This is a genomic window from Methyloversatilis sp. (assembly GCF_030698125.1).
Lineage (GTDB): Bacteria > Pseudomonadota > Gammaproteobacteria > Burkholderiales > Rhodocyclaceae > Methyloversatilis.
The window spans coordinates 121,932-140,247 of the sequence record NZ_JAUYNV010000005.1 but is presented as its reverse complement, the minus strand read 5'-3'; the positions used below and the strand labels follow the sequence as shown (position 1 = coordinate 140,247).

The window sequence follows — 18,316 nt, the reverse complement described above, 5'->3', positions numbered from 1 at the left end:
TTTCGGCGTGTAACTGCCGGGTTCGACGTCGTAGGCGTTGAGCAGGAACACGTAGTCGCGATCGACCTGCGCAATCAGCGGATGGCGCGCTTTCGGGTGGGTGACCCAGAAACCCATCATGCCCATGGCCATCTGGGTCATTTCGTCGGCGTGCGGGTGGTACATGAAGGTGCCGGGGCGGCGCGCGGTGAATTCATACACAAAGGTCTTGCCGGGCGGAATCGCCGGCTGGGTCAGGCCGCTGACGCCGTCCATGCCGTTGGGCAGTCGCTGACCGTGCCAGTGCACGCTGGTGCGCTCGGGCAGGCGGTTGGTGACGAAAATGCGCACCCGGTCGCCTTCGACCACTTCTATCGTCGGTCCGGGCGACTGGCCGTTGTAGCCCCACAGATGGGCCTTGAAGCCGGGCGCCATTTCGCGCACCACCGGCTCGGCCACCAGGTGGAACTCCTTGACCCCGCCGTTCATGCGCCAGGGCAGCGTCCAGCCGTTGAGCGTGACAACCGGGTTATAGGGGCGACCCGTGGAAGGCATCAACGGGCCGCGCGTGTCGGCCGACGTTTCGATCACCGGTTCGGGTACGGCGGCCAGCGCCACGCGGCTGACCGAGGCGGCCGCCACCGCGGCGCCCGCGATGCCAGCATTCATGAAGAAATCTCTGCGGGAAGTCATGTCATGTCCTTCGAATTCGTTTCAGTGACGAGTGGCCACAGGGCGAGGCGACAGCGCCGGGGTTCAATGTCCGGCTCCAGCGGTCGCTGCTGCCGTTGGCGAGACGGGCGCCGCGAGGTCGGGCTTGCCGATCAGCGCCATGTCAAGATCGGACTGGGCGATCCAGAAGTCGCGCAGGGCTTCGATGTAGCCATTGACGCTGGCGACCTGCGAGCGCGCATCGGCCAGCAGTTCGAACACGCCGATCAGCATGCCGTTGTAGCGCAGCAGGTTTTCGTCGGAAATGCGCTTCTTCAGTGGCACCACTTCGTCACGGTAATGGCGCGCGATGTCGAAGGCGGAGCGATAGCCGCCGTAGGCTTCACGCACTTCGGAGCGCGCGTTGATGGCTGCGTCGGCAACCCGCTCGACCGATTGCATATAGATATGCTCGGCGCGTGCCACGCGCGAGCTGCCCCAGTCGAACAGCGGCACCTCGAAGCTGATTTCATAGCCCTTCTTGTATGACTCGCCGCGGCGGCCTTCGAGCACGCGCGCCGGGCCGATTTCAAGCACGTCGATGAAGCGCGTGGTCTTTGTCAGGCCGAGGTTGCGCGCGGTCGCCTCGGCGTCGAGCCGGGCGATCTGCAGATCGATGCGCGACGCCATCGCCTGGCGCTCGATGTCGGGTGCGTCAAGGGGTGCGGTCGGCAGATCGGGCAGACGCTCGGGCAATTTGAACGCGGTCTGCTCGCCCCACAGCCCGAGCAGCCGGGTCAGGCGTTCGCGCGCCGCCTGATGCGCCTGCTGCGCGCGGGCGAGATTCAGCGCCGCGTCGGCGTAGAAACCCTGCTCGCGGGCTCGCGCCAGTGCGTTGAAGTTGCCCGCGGCCTGCATGCGGCGTGCCAGTTCGGCACCGGCCTCGGCTGCATCCATGACCTGTTCCATGTAGCGCAGCGTTTCGCCGGCGGCGACCGCCTGCGTCCAGGCGCGCCGCACATCGGCTCCCAGTCGCAGCACCTGCAGCGATACCGCGCGCTGGGTCTGTGCGAACTGCCGCTTGTTGACCTCGATCGCCTGCGGCAGGGTCAGCAGCGAAAACAGGTTGAACGTGATCGCCTGTTCGATCTTGTAGTCGCGCACGCCATTTTCCTTCTTGCTGGCGTGGAACATGGAAAAGTGGGGGTTCGGCAGGTTGCCGGCGCGCACCAGCTCGGCTTCGCTGATGCCCAGATCGTGGAAACCCGCCTGCAGACCGCGATTGTTCAGCAACGCAAGCTGCACCGCATCGTCCGCCGTCAGCGGCTGGCCGAGCAGACTGGCCACGCGTTCGGCGACCGCCGCGCGGTCTTCGTCGCTGCGCGCCCATTTCACCTCCTTGCCGAGCCGCTCGCGCGCGGTCTGCTCGACCGTGCCGAAGCCGCCATCGGGGCTGAAGCTGGCGCAACCGGCCAGCAGCGTCAGCGCCGTCACGAGCGGCAGAAGGCGCCAGTGCGATGGATCAGTGGTGCGCATGACCGCCCTCCTTCTTCATCGGACAGGCGTCGTGCTTGTGCTTCATGCCGCCGCCCGCAGCCTTGTTGTGGTGCATGCAGTGATGCGGAGCGCTCCCGGCATCGGCTGCAGGCTTGTCGTGATGCATGTGGTGATCATGGGCGGCCGGGTTGCCGACGCCGTGGTCATGCGTCGACGGGCCCTCTGCGGGCGCGCCGGCTGGCGCCGAATGTTCCGCGTGCGGGTCGTCGAGCTGCGGGTCTGCCGGCTGATCCGGATGATCGACCTGCGCTCCGTGCGCGTGAGCGCCGGCTTGCCGCCCGACCCGGTCATTGGCGTCACGCCATGAGCCGACGGTTTCTCCGGCATGTCCGCGATAGCCGTCGAGCGCCGAGCGATGAACGGCCGACGGCACGGGAGAAGCCGGATCGACGGGGTCGGCCGACCACACGGCAGATGAAGCGAGCGCTGCCCAGACGAGCAGCGTTTTCGGATAAAGGTGAAGCATGATGGCCTCGCGCAAGACGTGAATCGATGCCCGCACCGGGTGCGGGCGTCAGGGTTTCGTCAGACGGAGGCGGATCTGGGTGGGTGTTTCGCGCTTTCGGCGATGAAGGACGGCGGGCCGCCGAGGTCTGCAAGCGGTCGTTCGTGGAACGCCGTGTCGGCGAACAGGGGAAGCGCAGCCGATGTCAGCGCGCCGGCGATGCAGCAGGCGGCGCAACTCGCACACGACTGGGGGGAGTGCACAGCGTTTTCATCAAGCGCGGCCGATTCGGCGCAGTGCTCCGCGACCGGCGGCGCGTCGGTCGCACTGTCGTGCCCGGCCGCCATCGCTGGCGGCTGCACCGGCACGCAGCTCATCATCGCCGCGGCGACACCGCCTTGCAGCGGCAGCGCAATCACGAGCAGGACGGTTATCAGGAATCGGCTGAAACGGGACATCACCTGCACACGATAGCAGCCGGCGCGCAAGTTGTGGCGCCAGCGCTGGCGTCAATTGATCGAACGCAACCCCGGCGAGGCCTCGAACAGACGAGACCCGGAACTCGACTGGCGGAAAGCCGGGCCGACACGAGAGCAGAACAGGCGGCCGGGACCATCAACGCCTGAGGCGCACGACCGGATCGGCGTACTTGCCCTCGATGCTGACCGGTGCCAGCACCGTGGTTGCGCTGCCGCGCAGGCTGACGTCAAGACGACCATTGATAAGGCCGTCGGCCAGCCGGATGTCCCCCTGCGCCCCGACCAGTCCGGACGACATCGTCGCACCGGTCAGGCTGAGCCCGGAGGCGTCAGCCAGTACATCGCCCTCGAGCTGATCGAAACGCGTGCTGCCGCCGCGCACGCCATCCGGGCGCGGAATGCGCACTGCCTGCACGAGATCGACGCGTTCGATCTGCCCTCGCTGGATGCCAAGCGTGCCCGACGCACGCAGCGTGCGCCGCAGGTCCTCCAGCGTCTCCCCCTCGCCGCGGATGGCGATGGCCGCAGACAGGTCACCGGTCAGCAGCAGCGTGGGCGCAAACACCTTGATCAAATCCGCAATGGCAAGACGCGACGTGGTGATTTCGCCTTCGACGGTCGCCGGGCTGACGAGCCCGACAGACAGATTGCCCACCGCGTAACCGCCATAAAGCTTCACGTCGACCTTGTCGAACTGCAGGCGCTGGCTGTTCAGCGTACCGGTCGCCTCCAGAACGTCCAGCAGCAGTGACGGCTGGCCGGGCGTGCGCCAGCCCAGCGCCGTGAGCGCGACATTCCACACACCGGATTCGATGCTGCCCTGCAGCTTCAGCCCGCCGTCCGTGCTGGCCAGCGAAAGCCGGGTCAGCGCGCCGTCCTCGTTGATGTCCAGCGTGCCATTCAGATTGCCGATTGATCCGTCGAGCAGCAGCAGGCTGGAATCGATGACGCTGATGCGCTCGACCTTGAGCCAGCGCGATGCCCAGTTGATGTCCTGCCGCTTCGACAGCTCGGGCAGAAAGGCGATATTCAGTCCTGCGCGTTCGATGCGCACTTCGCGCATGACCGTCCGTTCCGACAGCAGCGTCGACACGCGAGGAATGAGCTTGACGGTACCGACGTCCAGTTGTCCGCCTTCGCCGACGCGCAAGCCCTCCAGTGCAATGGACGGCTCGGGAAAGATGCTGGGCGATACCGATGCAATGCGCACCGGCTGACCGAGCAGTTCGCTCGCCAGTTGTTCCATCTGCGGCAGGTGTCGGCTGTAGGGATAAAGGAAAAACACACCGACCAGCAGCACGACCAGCACCAGGCTTCCAACCACAAGCCGCTTTCCGAGCGAACTCGGCGGGCCCTTGCGGTCGGCACCGCTGACACGCCCCGCAAACAGATCAAACAGGCGCCTGAACGGTCCGGGTGCGGAATGTTCGACGCCGGCGTCCGCTGAACTGGTCATCATCGCGCGTCTTATTGCACCGCGGACGTCATCGCTGTCGGCCGGCGGCGGCGCGACAGCGACAGCCGCCGCCGGAGCCGCCAGTTCCGGGATGGCCATCGCGAATTCGTCCAGCACCGGCGATTCCTTTGCCGAAGACCGGTCGTGCGCCCGACGGATGTCTTCGGCAACGGGTGTGATCGGCTGACTGATCAGATCCTCGATATCGACCATGATCGACGACAGTTCCGAGCGGTCGGCGTCTTCTTCGACGCTGGCGTCATCCACCCGGCGCACCAGTCCCCGATGTTCAAGCTCGCCGACCAGGCCTTCAACGATCAGCGGATCACCGAATTGCTGAGCCAGATTGCCGACCGGCGTGCGCCCGTCGATCATGATGAGCACCGAACGCAGGTTGCGCTGGACGATGGTGCGTTTCGAAACCGCATCCTCGCCCGCTTCAGTCTTGATGAATACCGCGTTTTCGTTCATTGATCTGCGCTGGCAGGCTGGCCCCGTGCCCGTGGGGCGAGCGATAAGTCGGAACTTCGGCGAAGGCTGTTGTGACCTTCAGGTGACGTGATCATAAATCGATAGCGCACCGAAGTGGCGGCCAGTGATCGCGAAGAAAGTCACGCATCAATCGCTTGACGCGCGCAGGATCACAACCTATTATCGCGCCCTCTTTGTTCCCCGATAGCTCAGTCGGTAGAGCGCCGGACTGTTAATCCGTAGGTCCCTGGTTCGAGCCCAGGTCGGGGAGCCAAAGAACCGTGTTGAAAATCAAGGCCTTCGAAAGAAGGCCTTTTTCGTTTACGCGTCAAAAGCCGATCTGTTAGCGATGTTGTCAGCGATTGACGTCGAACGAATGCGGCGCGCGCAGCACCCGGAGACCGCCCGGAAACGCGCAGCAGCGCCCCCGCCGCGAGGCAAGCACAGGCCCTCTCGATGCCTCCAGTAGCGCGCAAGCGGGTGCCTGGTCCAGATAGCGGACATCGGCGTGGAGACGCCTGTGCATGCGGATTCGCGTTACCAGGGCGCGAAAAAGGGCGACGCGCTGAAAGACAGCACTGCCGGATTTGTGATCGGCGGGCAAGCGCTCGACCTGCAAGGAGCTCGATGAGGCTGACCCGGTGCGCGCGCTGATCGAGCAAGCGGACCACGCCAAGGTGAGCATCCGCTCGAAGGCGGGCACTTTTGTCCTTTGGTGAAGACCCTGGATGATTCCGGGGTGAAAACGGAGGGGGAATTCGATGTCATGAAGACGCGAATTTCGGAAGCACTGCTCCGGGGATGAAAAATCCCGGAAGGGCGGCTTTTATCAGCGTTCCCTAAGCGCCTGGATCCACAAATCGAATGTAGATAAAAATCACCGAAGTTCTGCGTGGAACTCGATAGTCAAATGATCATTCCTCGCTGTATCGCGTAGCGCACGAGTTCCACGGTGCTGGTCATTTCCAGTTTCTGAAGCAAGCGCTTCTTGTGCGAACTTACCGTTTTTGCCGACAGATGCAATTGTTCGGCAATGTCGTTCAGACTGATTCCTTTTACAATCAGTTGAAAAATCTGGTATTCCCGTTCGGAAAGTCGTTCATGAAGCAACTCAGTTTCACCGGCTTCCGTCGCAAAGACCAGCTTGTCGACCAATTCCGGATCGATGTAGCGACCTCCTCGTGCGACCTTGCGGACGGCGGCGAGGATGCAGGACGCTTGAATTCCTTTCGTCAGATAGCCGGACGCCCCCGCCTTGAGGGCGCCAGCAGCGATCTGCCGCTCCGCGTGCATGCTCAGAACAACTATCGCAAGACCCGGGTGCTCCTCCTTTACACGCCTCAAAAGCTCAGTTCCGTTGGGGCCGGGCATGTTCAAGTCGGTCAGCAGCAGCTGATAGGGTTTTTCACGCAGTGCGCTCAGCACTGCCCATCCGCTGTCGGCCTCGCCAGCGACTTCGAGATCGCCGGCCAGAGCCAGCACCTGACGAATGCCCTGCCTTACGATGTCATGGTCGTCGGCGATCAGTATCCGAATCATGGATTTTGACGCTCACACGCGGCGATGGCGACTCTTTCGAAGTCCGGTTCAGACTCGCGGCTCGCTTCGCCCCCCTTCTCTTGACAAGGAATTCGAGCCTCCACAACAGTGCCTTGCCCTGGCACGCTATGCACCTGCGCTTCGCCTCCGAGAATTATCGCGCGCTCTCGAATGCCCATAAGCCCAAAGCTTTTCTTCCCCGAAACCGTGCATTCCTCGAAGCCTCTGCCATCGTCCCGGACCTGCACAACGAGGAACCCCGCTTCAACACGCAGTGACACATCCACGTGCCGTGCAGCCGCGTGTCGCATGACGTTGGTGAAGGACTCCTGAATTATGCGAAACACAGCGGTCGCGCGTTCGTCGTTGAGCTGAATTCCCGCTGCCGGCAACTTCAGTGTGCATGCTATGCCAGTCCTGGAAATGAATTCGCTGACAAGCCATTCGGTCGCTGCTTCCAGTCCAAGATTCATGGTGGCCGGGCGCATTTGACTGGCCACGGTACGCACTATCGAAATGGTGCGGTCCACCAGCCTGCGCATCGACTCCACTTGTTCAGCGAGCGCAGGAACCGAGGCACAAAAGCGCATTTCAAGGATCGAAACGTCGAGACTCAGCGCTGTCAGGTACTGGCCCAGTTCGTCGTGGATTTCCCTTGCGATCCGGGCACGCTCCGCTTCCCTGACCAGTTCATTGTGAGCAGCCAATTCACGTATTTCCTGACGTGAGCGCACCAACTCTTCGGTGCGCTCATTGACCAGTTCTTCCAGCGAGCGATTTCGTACCCGCATTGCATGCTGATACATGTGCATGCGGATCAGATTGCCAGCGCGAGCCAGAAGCTCATCGAACTGGAATGGCTTCGTCACATAATCCGACGCGCCTACCCCCAGCGCACGGAGTCGGAGTCCATGATCAACCTGTGCAGTAACCACCAGCACGGGAGCCAGATCGACACCAAACTCGGCTCTCAGCTGCTCGATAAGCTGAACGCCATCCATGTGTGGCATGCTCAGATCCAGCAGGATAAGATCGAATTCATACCTTCGGCACAATTCTGAAACGTCGCGCGGATCCGTGGTGAATGTCGGTTTCCGGTACCCGTGGGCACGTAGCATCCGCGTCATCATTCTAATGATCGCGTAGTCGTCATCTACAAGCAGTATGCGGGCGAGCAAGGGATCAACCTGCGCATCTGAAATGTCCAGCAAGCCGCGAGGAAGGTCCCCTGTGGCGATTTCCTGCTGACTGTCGATCACGCTACGTTACTGCCAACATGGCGCTCAATGGTGGTCATCAACAGCTCCAGATCCAGTGGTTTGGTTAGGTAATCGTCAAAGCCTGCAGCCCGTCCCGTTTGCTCATCGCCAAGCATGGCGTTGGCGCTAACCGCGATGACCGGGATGGATTGTGTGAATTTATCGGCCTTGAGTTGCTTTAAAACCGCGTAGCCGTCCATCCCCGGCAGATTGATGTCCAGAAGGACCAGATGCGGCCGCTCGCGACGCACAAGATGCAATCCCTCAAACGGATCTTCACTCACAAGCAGTATGATGTCGGGACGACGCTTCAACAGCTGCTGCATGAAGCGCAGGTTGGCGGGGTTGTCCTCGATGTACACAATCTTCCTGCGTGCCTTGGCGGGCCCGAGCGTGGAACCTTTCGTCTGCGCTTCTGCAGGCGACGACTTTGGGAAAACTTCGTCCTCGCCAATGACGAGCGGAATTTCGATCCAGAACGTGCTTCCGATTCCCTTCTTGCTCGCCACGCCGATCCGTCCGCCCATCATTTCGATAAAACGCTTGGCAATTACCAGACCGATACCCGTTCCCTCTATGGTGGAACCCTCTTGACCGAGCCGATTGAACGGGGTGAACAAATCTGCCTGCATCGCCTCGTCTATACCCACCCCCGTATCGATTACCGATACGCGAAGCCACTCCGATGCAGTCACGGCACATTTCACCGTCACATTGCCACCCTTGCGATTGTATTTCACGGCATTCGAAAGGAGGTTCAGCAGGACTTGCCTCAGCCTCAATCGGTCGGCAAATGCCCATAACGAAGCTGACGCATTGCTCTGGACCAGAGTCAGACCTTTTTGTCGTGCATCTCCTTCAACCTGGACGAGACACTCCTGCAGCAAGTTATCCATCTGCACGGGCTGTAAGGACAGAATCTGCCTTCCAGTTTCGATACGCGACAGATCCAGCACTTCATTGATCAATTCGAGCAGATGACAGCCCGCCCTGAGAATCTCACTGACACTATCGGCGTGCTCCTCAGTCAGATTACCTTCCATCCGCATGAGTTGGGCAAAACCAAGGATTGCATGCATCGGTGTGCGTAATTCATGACTCATGCGCGAAAGAAATTCTGACTTTGCACGGCTGGCCTGTTCGAGTTCCAGCTCACGCAACTTCTCTTCAGTCACGTCCTGTACCGTACCCATCATCCATCCAACTCGCTCGTTGTGGGCGACGCAACGCAGTCGCATGCAGCGCGTCTCGCCGTCCGGTCGAACGATCTTGAAATCCCAACTATTCGATCTCGGGGTCACTCGTACGCCCGCTTCCATTTCGCGGAAACGCTCAAGATCATCGGGATGTATCAGGTCATACAAAACTTGTTGATTGGGCGTTCCAATTGCCGGATCCAGACCCGCGAGTTCATACACCATGTCGCACCAGGTTGTAACGCCCGTCTCGAGGTCCATGGTCCAGTGACCCAAGCGCGCTATGCGTTGCGCCTCGCGATAACGGGATTCGGCTATCCCCAAGGCTTCCTGGGTCTGCTTCAGTTCGGTTATGTTGGTGCGGACGGATATGTACTGAGCCGGAAGTCCCATTTCATCCATGAAGGGAACAATCGTCGACGCCACCCAATACATGCTGCCATCCTTGCGCCTGTTGCACAGTTCGCCCTGCCAGCGCCCACCTTTGACCAGAACGGACCACAACTCGTCATAAAAATCCTGAGGGTGAAACCCTGATTTGAGAATGCGATGGTTCTGACCGAGAAGCTCCTCGCGGCTGTAGCCACTGACCTCACAGAATTTGTCATTGACATATAAAATGGTGCCATCACTTGCTGCGGCACTGACGATCGCATGCATATCCAGTACCGCCAGCAGACGGCGGGCCCCCGTCGAAAGCGTGTTCGGTATGGAGAAATCGCTCGGTGAAGTCTCTCGAGGCCCGTTCTGAATTGACGTTGTCATTTGCGCTTCCCTGTGTGGGGCAAGGTTTATTCATACCCTGCCCTCCCGTTTTATAGTTGCTACAGATTTCTCACGCGTGAGCTTCATGCTGCGTAGATTGCAGGTCCCCATCCAGAAAAAGGATCGGGGTTTCAATACCTTCGATCCGTCCCTCTCCGACATGAAGATCGTTCATGTCGGAGAAGGCAGGCGGATCCAGAATCGACAGCCTGCACCGGGTTCGCTGGATACACCAATGCTGCCTCCCATCAATGTCATCAAGTGCTTGCAAAGAGCCAGACCAATTCCCGTTCCATCCGCGAGATCCGTTCCCAGCCGATCAAACGGTGTGAACAACCTCGCCTGTTGGGCGTAAGTCAGTCCTTCCCCGGTATCGGAAACGTAAGCAACCCAGGTTCCGTTCTCGGAACTGCAACGGATGCTCACGGTGCCGCCCGGACGGTTGTACTTCACGGCGTTGGACAGAAGGTTGAGCAGCACCTGTTTCAGACGGACTCGATCAGCCACAACGAAAACCTGCACTGGCAACATAAGGTTTTGAAATTCGATACCGCGAACTTCTGCGTCCGGACGGGTCAGATTCAGGCATGCACACATCAGGGCACCGAGGTCTACTTCAACGAGGTTCACCTCGAGATGTCCCGCCTCGATACGTGACAGATCCAGTACCTCGTTGATAAGGTCCAGCAGATGCCGGCCCGCATGAACGATCTCCGTCACGTGTTCTCTTTGAAGATCGTCAAGTGGATGCTGCGCGTCGGATCGCAGCAACTGGGAGAATCCGAGAATGGCATTCATGGGAGTTCGCAACTCGTGACTCATGCGTGACAGGAAGTGCGATTTCGCACGGCTCGCCTGTTCGGCGTCGTCCTTGGCGCGGAGGATGGCCTCGTGCGCCGCTTTTCGCTCGGTGATGTCACGACATACGCTTAACAGATCGCCGCATGGAAGACGCACGGTGTTGATATCAGCCGAAACCTTGCTGCCATCCTTGCGCTTGAGATCGCACTCCGTGCGCCTGTATCCGCGTTCATGCAATTCATGCAGGAGGTTTCGAGACGTTTCGAAATCTTGTGCCGGCAGAATGGAGCTCACATCCATCGCGCAGAGCTCCTCGACACTGAACCCGAGCATTGCAGACGCCTGGGGGTTGGCATAAACGAAATTCCCCATCGGATTGGCAATCAGCACCGCATCGGCAGCGTGTTCGAGAACCGTACGAAAGCGCTCCTCACTTCTTCTTAAAGCATTTTCCCCTTGCGTGCGGTCGGTGACGTCTTGCATGACCGCACAAAAGCCCGGCGCAGCACCCTCCGTTACACAGCTCGGTATATATGCGAAAGATATTATTCGTCGGCCCAGCAGCGGCAGGGTTATCTCCGCTTCATAGGTAACCTTCTCGCCCGCCAAAGTCCGTGCGATCCAGGGCACTGCAAGCTCGTAGGCGTGGGCTCCCAGCAGTTCGGATACATGCCGCCCGATCACATCGTCTCGCGTGCGACCAAACCACTCCTCGCACTTGGCATTGATCATCCGGTGTCTCAGTCCGTGATCGACGTACGAAATGAGCACCGGTGCCGCGTCCGTCACGACGTTGAGGAGCCTTTCCGCCCGACGATGCATCGTGACGTCCCGAAAGACCAGGACGGCGCACGCGCCGGTTCGGACAAATTTCTTCCGGCCACGTGCCTCGACCGTAATACGCACACCATCACAACCCAGCATGTCGTACTCGAAGGTACCCTCATGCCCCTGCGCGATGGCCTGCATCGCACTTTCGCGATGCTCTTGTGCGATAAATCCCTCAATGGATCGCCCTCTAAGCTCTTCCACAGGGCATGAAAGCATTTGTCCAAGCTGGGCGTTGCAATCGACTATTCGACCTTCTTCGCAAATTACGATCGCCTCGAAACTTGCTTTAGAGAAGGCTTCCAGCCTTGCCTCGCTCTGTCGCAGGGCCTGTTCGGCGGCAATACGCTCCGTGATGTCGTGAATCATTCCCACTGAACGAACAACGCGCCCCGACGCATCGCGGAAATGCTGGCACTTCTCGTGCACGAAACGAATTTCACCATCCCTGCGCAGTATGCGGTGCTCGATATCGTAACTTTCCACATTGTCCCGCAGTGAATGCGAATAGGCGTTATCCACCTCTTCGCGGTCGTCGGGATGTACCTGCTGCAGGAACGTTTCGTAGCTGACATGGAACTCATCTGGCGTCAGGCCGAATATCCGGAAAACCTCGTCGGACCAGCAAAGCCTGTTGCCGACCAGGTCAAGTTGCCAGCTCCCGAGATGTGCAATCGCTTCAGTCCGTAGCAGTTGTGCCTGATTCTCCAACAGAGCCTGTTCTGCATTCTTGCGCGCAGTGACGTCTATGTTGAAGCCAGACATCAGAACCGCTCTCCCGGACGAGTCGAATTGCGCTACGCCAACGACATACATCCATCGGATTTCTCCATCGGAACGGATAACCCGAATCTCGATTTCGAACGTATCACCATTCGAAACATGTTGCTTCAGAGCTGCATCCGCTATCGGCAGATCGTCCGGATGCACGAGCGTACGCCAGTACTTTCTGGCGCTCATGCCTGCTGGCGTCTTGCCGTAGAGCTGCTCATACTTGGGGGACCAATAAAATCGGTCCCGCTGAAAATCCCATTCCCACAGACCGACTTGCGCTCCCTCCTGTGCGATACGCAAGCGTCGCTCGCTCGTTCGCAAGGCTTCGTCGGCCAGCTTCACTCTGGTGATGTCCTCGGTAAGGACGGCAATCCCTCCAACCCCGCCCTCCGTCAAATACCACGGACATATTTCCCAACGTAGCCACTGCACGCTGCCGTCTGCACGTTCGAATCGATCGTCTTCAGCCTGCACGACCTGTCCAGCAAGCCCGCTTCGATGCGCCATCTTCCAACGTTCGGGAATATCCACGAATATCTCGTAGTGACTCAGCCCCTCAATTTCACGGTCATCGAGTCCATAGTCCAGCTTCCAGCGCTGGCTCGCCGCCAGATAGCGCATTTCTGTGTCGAATATCGCCAGCGCAGCAGGCGCGTGTTCGATGAACGTCCGCATTCGATCGGCATTTTCGCTATGCGCAGCTTCTGACGCCTTAGCTTCGTCGATGTCATCTACCGTGACGATAAAGTAATCAGGATCGCCGTTCGGACATGGGCACAACACGAGCGTGATCTTGAGCCAGACCGAGCTCCCATCCTTGCGAACATGCCGTTTCTCGATTGCGCACCTGTCTGTCCCATGCGCCAGCTTCTTGTGCATTTCGAGGAGGTCAGGCTCCTGATCGTTCGGGTGCGTGATCTGAGTTAATTTGCGTGACAGAAGATCCGAATGACCATAACCGACAATCTCGCGCAGCTTTTGATTGACGCTAATCCAGTGACCATCTGAAGCAACCAACCCAACGCCAACATCTACTGAATCGAATTGTTTGATCAGTCGCTGTTCAGCAGCTCTCAGCGCCCTTTTCTGACGCTGACTATCAATGCCTGAAAGGTAGCCAATGAGCAGGACAAGGCCGAAGGCTGGGAGATGCGACGGCATGTCCACTGCCCAACTTGATCGTGGCGGGATGAAGAAGTACGAAGCCAGACCGATGCTGAGCAGCGCACCGACCATGCCGCCGCGGATTCCATCTACGCGGGCGCTGACAAACACAGCAGGGAAGAAAAAGAACCAGACGAAGGGTTCAATCCAGGGCCACAGAAGCCATTGCAGGACAAGTGCGACTACGGGCGAAAGAAACGCAAAAACAAGATGTGGCTTCATATTTCAGTCATACTTGTCGAATTGCGATAGACCCGTTTGAACCAGGGCCCGCGACAGGAACTATGTCGCAGAAACCGCCGGTTCCGCGAAACGATTCCTGATCTTCAGGATTTCAGAAAGGTTACCTATGAACAGATCCACCAGCTCTGGATCAAAATGCCTTTCGCGCTGACTCTGGATGAATTCGAGTGCACTATCGACCTCCCAAGCCTTTTTGTAAGGGCGTTCGGAGATCAACGCATCAAAAACATCCGCTATTGCGACAATGCGGCCCTCCAGTGGGATCTTGACGCCAATCAAGCCAAGCGGGTAGCCACTACCATCCCACTTTTCATGATGGGTCAAAGCAATTTCACGAGCCATATTCAAGATGTCGCAATCATCTCCGGAAAGAATATCCGCTCCGATCGTTGTATGTGATTTCATTACTTCCCATTCGTGCGATTCGAAACGTCCCGGCTTTAGAAGAATGCAATCCGGAATCCCAATCTTTCCGATGTCGTGCATGGGACTTGCATGGAGCAACAGGTCGCAAAACTCCTTTCCCATTCCGAGCGCATCACCGAGCAGCGCCGAAATTTTGCTCATACGTACGATGTGCAATCCTGTTTCATTGTCGCGATACTCTGCAGCTCGACCCAACCGGCGCACGATCTGCAACCGGGTGTCATACAACTCTTGCGTTCTTTCAAACACCCGCTGTTCCAGCTGAAGATTCCGCCCACGAATGAGCTTGCGGTCAAGCTGGGCATGCAACAGGTTACGTACGCGGGCCGCCAATTCTTCGATTGAAAAAGGTTTGGTAATATAGTCCTGCGCGCCGCTGCGCAGAGCTCTGATTCTGTCCTCCTGCGCGTGCTGGGCGGTCAGAACCAATACGGAAGGCATGTCGTCATTCCCGAGCGAATGAAACTTCTTCAGGATCTCGAAGCCATTCATGCCTGGCATATTCAGATCAAGAACCACAAGATCATGTCGATTTTTCTCGTAATTCGGTACAACCGCGTAGGGGTCGGAAAGTGGTGTAAGCCTGGAATAGCCCAATGCTTCAAGAGAACGCTGCAGCAGCTTCAGATTGACTGTTTCATCGTCCACCAGAAGAATTTTCGAGTCCTGGACACCGGATGCTTCAAAGCCGAAACCATCATCCAGCCGGCAAGCTGGAACATGAACGTCAATTGCCGCTTTTGAAGCGATCATGATTCGATTCCTTTACTGCGGTTCTTCAAGTGGAGATTGCGTGCGCTTCCTGACCGCATAGCCATATCGACGAGGCGCCGACCTGCCTGCCTCGTCCAGGCTCCGAATCCAACATAACCTGTCTCAAAATAGCGAATCGTCCATGCTCAAACTCGACGCCTTTTCTTCAGAAGAAAGCACTTTCGCCGCGCATGCAGCAATGATGTCGCCTGGTTCGTTGCGCACGGAGTACGTCGATTCAGGATTTGTATGCGATCGCAATATCTCAACCATTCATGAATATAATTAATGCGTTCGAGCCACTCTATATCAGGAAAGTCCGTCGGGAGTAATCAGTAAATCCGCAAGCGACTAGGGATTCCCTTACACCGGTTTTATCGAAACCGGGTACCGGGGCCACTGGAATCCCCGCTCTTGTCGGCCGCGATCTCACATTTCGTCATCCGTTTCGGAAAAACGCGCCCGCGCGAGTTCCGGCTGTGCGCTGCAACAGGACACCGGGCGAGGCCATCCAGTTACAGCAGGGTGCTGACAGCGTCTCAGGCGCGTGCGTCGAACTGCAGGATGGCCCGCGCCATCTGATTCAACGGTAAAACTTCGTCGACTGCCCGCAGCATGATCGCTTCTTTCGGCATGCCGAAAACGACGCAGGTTTCTTCGTTCTGAGCGATCGTGCGCGCGCCGCCGTCATGCAACTGTTTCATGCCACGGGCGCCATCGTCGCCCATGCCGGTGAGGATCATCCCCAGCACGTCTCGACCGGCACAGTCTGCCGCCGAGCGGAACAGTACATCGACTGACGGCTTATGGCGGTTTACGGGCGGGCCGTCCGCCACCACCACAAAATACTGCCCGCCCGCCTTGCGCAGTTGCATATGGCGGCCACCGGGCGCAATCAGGGCGAGGCCGCGCTCGAGCCGATCACCGTCCCGCGCCTCACGCACATGGATGGCGCAGAGTCCGTTCAACCGTTCGGCGTACATCGCCGTGAATTTCTCGGGCATGTGCTGCGCAATCGCAATGCCCGGTGCATGGGGAGGAAGGGCCGTGAGCACCTCTTCGAGCGCCTGTGTGCCGCCGGTCGAGCTGCCAATTACAACAGGCTTGTTGACAGCCAGTGCATGCACCGACGGCGCCGGAACCGCGCGCTGCGGCACCGCCCGCGTGCCGTAATCCGGAATTGCGGAAGCAGTGGTCGCCTGCGCAACGCGGGAACGTGGGCGCGATCGCGCCGCCGCCTTTAGCGTCTGGATCATTTCACGCCGCGAGTCCTCAAGAAACTGCTTGAGTCCGAGCTTGGGCTTGGGGACGACTGCAACGGCACCCGCTGCGAGGGCTTCGAGCGCCACCTTGCTGCCGTCGGTGCCCAGCGTCGAGCAGATGACGGTCGGAATCGGGTCACTGCTCATGATCTGGCGCAGGAAGGTCAGTCCGTCCATACCCGGCATTTCGATGTCGAGCAACATCACGTCGGGACGGATCTTCTTGAGCGTCTGCAATGCAATGAGCGGATTGGGCGCAGTGGCGATGACTTCGATCTCGCTGCTCCCGCTCAACATGTGCGTAATGGTCTGACGCACTACGGCCGAATCGTCCACGACGAATACCTTTATGGATTCCATTGATGTCTATCCCGAGAAGGTGGGCAGCGCAGCATCGGCACCATGCGCCACGGCCACCGATATCACTGCGGGTTCGCCTGCGCCGACCGTCCAGCCAATCCTTCGGTATGCCGCACCGCCGACGGACTTGGCGCATACGCGCACCTCGTGCCGGGAAAGAAAGGCCTCTGCCCAGCGAACATTCTCAGCGCCCACCTGGCGCGCTGTTGGGTGCGCTGGAAACATGTTGCCACCGCCGTAGAGGTAGGCTTCGCATCGCGCGGGCACGATGCCGACACTGTGCAGCAGGGCACAGGCGGCATCTATCGCCGGGCTGGCGAAACGTGCGTCACAGCCCCTTCCGGGTGGCGGATTCATTGAATGCACGATGTGGCACATGACCGCCACCGTCCGCCGCGGGTCGGTAAGGATCACCGCGACGCATGACCCGAGAAGGGTCTCGACACGATCGCCGGCAAAAACCAGTGCGACGTCTCCCGGATGCAGAACCAGGACATCCGGCGCGCTGAGCGCGAAGGTGTGAGTCGCCGCGTTCAGGGCGGTTGGCAAGGCATTCATGGCAGCTTCCGGAACGCACCCGGTGCCAGTGACTTGAGCGGCGTCGCGCAATTGACGCGGCCTTCGGCCGTGCCCATGAAGAACAGGCCGCCCGGCTTGAGCGTGCGCAGCACGCGGTCCACCACCTCGATCTTGGTGGGACCGTCGAAATAGATGAGAACGTTGCGCAGGAACACCACATCGAAGGGTCCGATGCCTTCGAAATCGCGTGTGAGGTTCAGCTGACCGAACGTCACGTGCTTGCGTACCGCGTCGTTTACCATCACCAGACCCTCATTAGCCCCATCCCCCCTGAGACAGTATCGCTTCAGGCGCGCTGGCTCGACATAGCGCAAGCGATCTTCCGGATAGACCGCTTCGCTGGCAGCCTGCAGCACACGATGGCTGATGTCTGTTCCCAACACCGCCCAATTGGGGGCCACCTTGCCGATCTGCTGCAGATCGGAAAACAGCATGGCAATGCTGTATGCCTCGTCACCAAAGGATGACGCAGCGCTCCACACTGCAAGCGGCGTTCGCGAGCGTGCGGCTGAAACCTCGTTCGCCAGCAGTTCGAAATGCTTCGGCTCGCGGAAGAAATAGGTTTCGTTCGTGGTGAGCAGATCGACCGCCATCTGGAATTCGATGACCTCGTCCGGCTGAGCAAGCAACTCCGCGTAGGCTTCGAAACCCGGCAGGCCGAGGCGCTGAATGCGCCCGGCCAGTCGCGACGAAATCAGCGAGCGCTTGTTGTCCGCGAACGACAGGCCAACGGCGTCGTACATGATCGCGCTGATCCGCTGGAAAGTTGCATCGCTGAGCTCAGACAACGGCTTCATCCTGCGAACGTTCGACCAGATCGGCCATTTCTTCGACATCCAGGGCGCGCTCGGGGTCGAGAAGGATGACGAAACGTCCGCCAAGCTTGCCCATGCCCTTGATGAATTCGCGCCGCACCGCGCTGCCGAAGGACGGGCCCGGCTCGATCTGGCTGAACGGGATTTCAATGACCTCGCTGACCGCGTCGACCATCAGGCCCAGCTCGACGCGTTCACCATCCCGCTGAGCATCGAAAATGACGATACAGGTCTTCTTGCCCACCACGGCTGGAGCCTTGCCCAGCCGCGCCTGCAGGTCGATGACTGGCACCACAGCACCGCGCAGGTTTATGACGCCGCGCACAAAGTCGGGCATCAGCGGCACCGAGGTCATCTGGCCGTGCTGGATGATTTCGCGCACCGTTGCGATGTCCATGCCATAAACGCCATCGGCCAGCAGAAAGGTAAGGAACTGAGCTGAAGCCTGCGTCTGGGCGGACGCATCGATTGGCTTGTCGGAATTCATGATGATGTCCTCGGTTTCGGGCGACGC

Annotated in this window: 15 protein-coding genes and 1 tRNA gene; 2 read left to right on the top strand and 14 right to left on the bottom strand. The window is 59.3% G+C overall.

Annotation, left to right across the window (positions count from 1 at the left end):
• The 5 genes from Q8Q80_RS02440 to Q8Q80_RS02420 form a co-directional block, all read right to left on the bottom strand.
• Positions 1–672, bottom strand: a 672-nt coding sequence (locus Q8Q80_RS02440; protein ID WP_305631401.1) for a multicopper oxidase domain-containing protein, incomplete at its 3' end; no start/stop codon positions are given.
• A 63-nt stretch (positions 673–735) separates the two neighbouring features.
• Positions 736–2,166, bottom strand: coding sequence for a TolC family protein (locus Q8Q80_RS02435; RefSeq protein WP_305631400.1), 1,431 nt, complete (start codon positions 2,164–2,166; stop codon positions 736–738).
• Positions 2,153–2,653 carry a hypothetical protein gene (locus Q8Q80_RS02430; RefSeq protein WP_305631399.1) on the bottom strand — a complete coding sequence of 167 codons (501 nt, stop codon included), beginning with the start codon at positions 2,651–2,653 and terminating at the stop codon, positions 2,153–2,155. The genes Q8Q80_RS02435 and Q8Q80_RS02430 overlap by 14 nt, the downstream gene beginning before the upstream one ends.
• 59 nt (positions 2,654–2,712) lie before the next feature.
• On the bottom strand, positions 2,713–3,120 hold the full coding sequence (locus tag Q8Q80_RS02425) for a hypothetical protein (protein ID WP_305631398.1): 408 nt from the start codon (positions 3,118–3,120) through the stop codon (positions 2,713–2,715).
• 127 nt (positions 3,121–3,247) lie between these two features.
• Positions 3,248–5,038 carry an AsmA-like C-terminal region-containing protein gene (locus Q8Q80_RS02420; protein ID WP_305631397.1) on the bottom strand — a complete coding sequence of 597 codons (1,791 nt, stop codon included), beginning with the start codon at positions 5,036–5,038 and terminating at the stop codon, positions 3,248–3,250.
• 198 nt (positions 5,039–5,236) lie between these two features.
• Here Q8Q80_RS02420 and Q8Q80_RS02415 point away from each other — a divergent pair.
• Positions 5,237–5,312: transfer RNA gene (locus Q8Q80_RS02415), tRNA-Asn, on the top strand.
• A 234-nt stretch (positions 5,313–5,546) separates the two neighbouring features.
• Positions 5,547–5,669, top strand: coding sequence for a hypothetical protein (locus tag Q8Q80_RS19780; protein WP_371132674.1), 123 nt, complete (start codon positions 5,547–5,549; stop codon positions 5,667–5,669).
• Between the two features lie 275 nt (positions 5,670–5,944).
• Here Q8Q80_RS19780 and Q8Q80_RS02405 read toward each other — a convergent pair whose 3' ends face one another.
• The 9 genes from Q8Q80_RS02405 to Q8Q80_RS02365 all read right to left on the bottom strand — a co-directional run bounded on the left by Q8Q80_RS02405 (position 5,945) and on the right by Q8Q80_RS02365 (position 18,289).
• Positions 5,945–6,577, bottom strand: a complete 633-nt coding sequence (locus Q8Q80_RS02405; protein WP_305631396.1) for a response regulator transcription factor — start codon at positions 6,575–6,577, stop codon at positions 5,945–5,947.
• Positions 6,574–7,836: a response regulator gene (locus Q8Q80_RS02400; RefSeq protein ID WP_305631395.1), complete on the bottom strand. Its 1,263-nt coding sequence runs from the start codon at positions 7,834–7,836 to the stop codon at positions 6,574–6,576. The genes Q8Q80_RS02405 and Q8Q80_RS02400 overlap by 4 nt, the downstream gene beginning before the upstream one ends.
• Complete coding sequence (locus Q8Q80_RS02395; RefSeq protein ID WP_305631394.1) at positions 7,833–9,797, bottom strand: ATP-binding protein; 1,965 nt, start codon at positions 9,795–9,797, stop codon at positions 7,833–7,835. The genes Q8Q80_RS02400 and Q8Q80_RS02395 overlap by 4 nt, the downstream gene beginning before the upstream one ends.
• A 171-nt stretch (positions 9,798–9,968) precedes the next feature.
• A complete protein-coding gene (locus tag Q8Q80_RS02390) occupies positions 9,969–13,586 on the bottom strand; it encodes a PAS domain S-box protein (RefSeq protein ID WP_305631393.1) in 3,618 nt (1,205 codons plus the stop codon).
• 60 nt (positions 13,587–13,646) lie between these two features.
• Complete coding sequence (locus Q8Q80_RS02385) at positions 13,647–14,786, bottom strand: HD domain-containing phosphohydrolase (RefSeq protein WP_305631392.1); 1,140 nt, start codon at positions 14,784–14,786, stop codon at positions 13,647–13,649.
• A 539-nt stretch (positions 14,787–15,325) separates the two neighbouring features.
• Complete coding sequence (locus Q8Q80_RS02380; protein WP_305631391.1) at positions 15,326–16,408, bottom strand: chemotaxis response regulator protein-glutamate methylesterase; 1,083 nt, start codon at positions 16,406–16,408, stop codon at positions 15,326–15,328.
• Between the two features lie 6 nt (positions 16,409–16,414).
• Positions 16,415–16,966 carry a chemotaxis protein CheD gene (locus Q8Q80_RS02375; RefSeq protein ID WP_305631390.1) on the bottom strand — a complete coding sequence of 184 codons (552 nt, stop codon included), beginning with the start codon at positions 16,964–16,966 and terminating at the stop codon, positions 16,415–16,417.
• A complete protein-coding gene (locus tag Q8Q80_RS02370) occupies positions 16,963–17,775 on the bottom strand; it encodes a protein-glutamate O-methyltransferase CheR (protein ID WP_305631389.1) in 813 nt (270 codons plus the stop codon). Before Q8Q80_RS02370 ends, Q8Q80_RS02375 begins: the two co-directional genes overlap by 4 nt.
• On the bottom strand, positions 17,768–18,289 hold the full coding sequence (locus tag Q8Q80_RS02365; protein WP_305631388.1) for a chemotaxis protein CheW: 522 nt from the start codon (positions 18,287–18,289) through the stop codon (positions 17,768–17,770). The genes Q8Q80_RS02370 and Q8Q80_RS02365 overlap by 8 nt, the downstream gene beginning before the upstream one ends.
• Between the last annotated feature and the right edge of the window lie 27 nt (positions 18,290–18,316).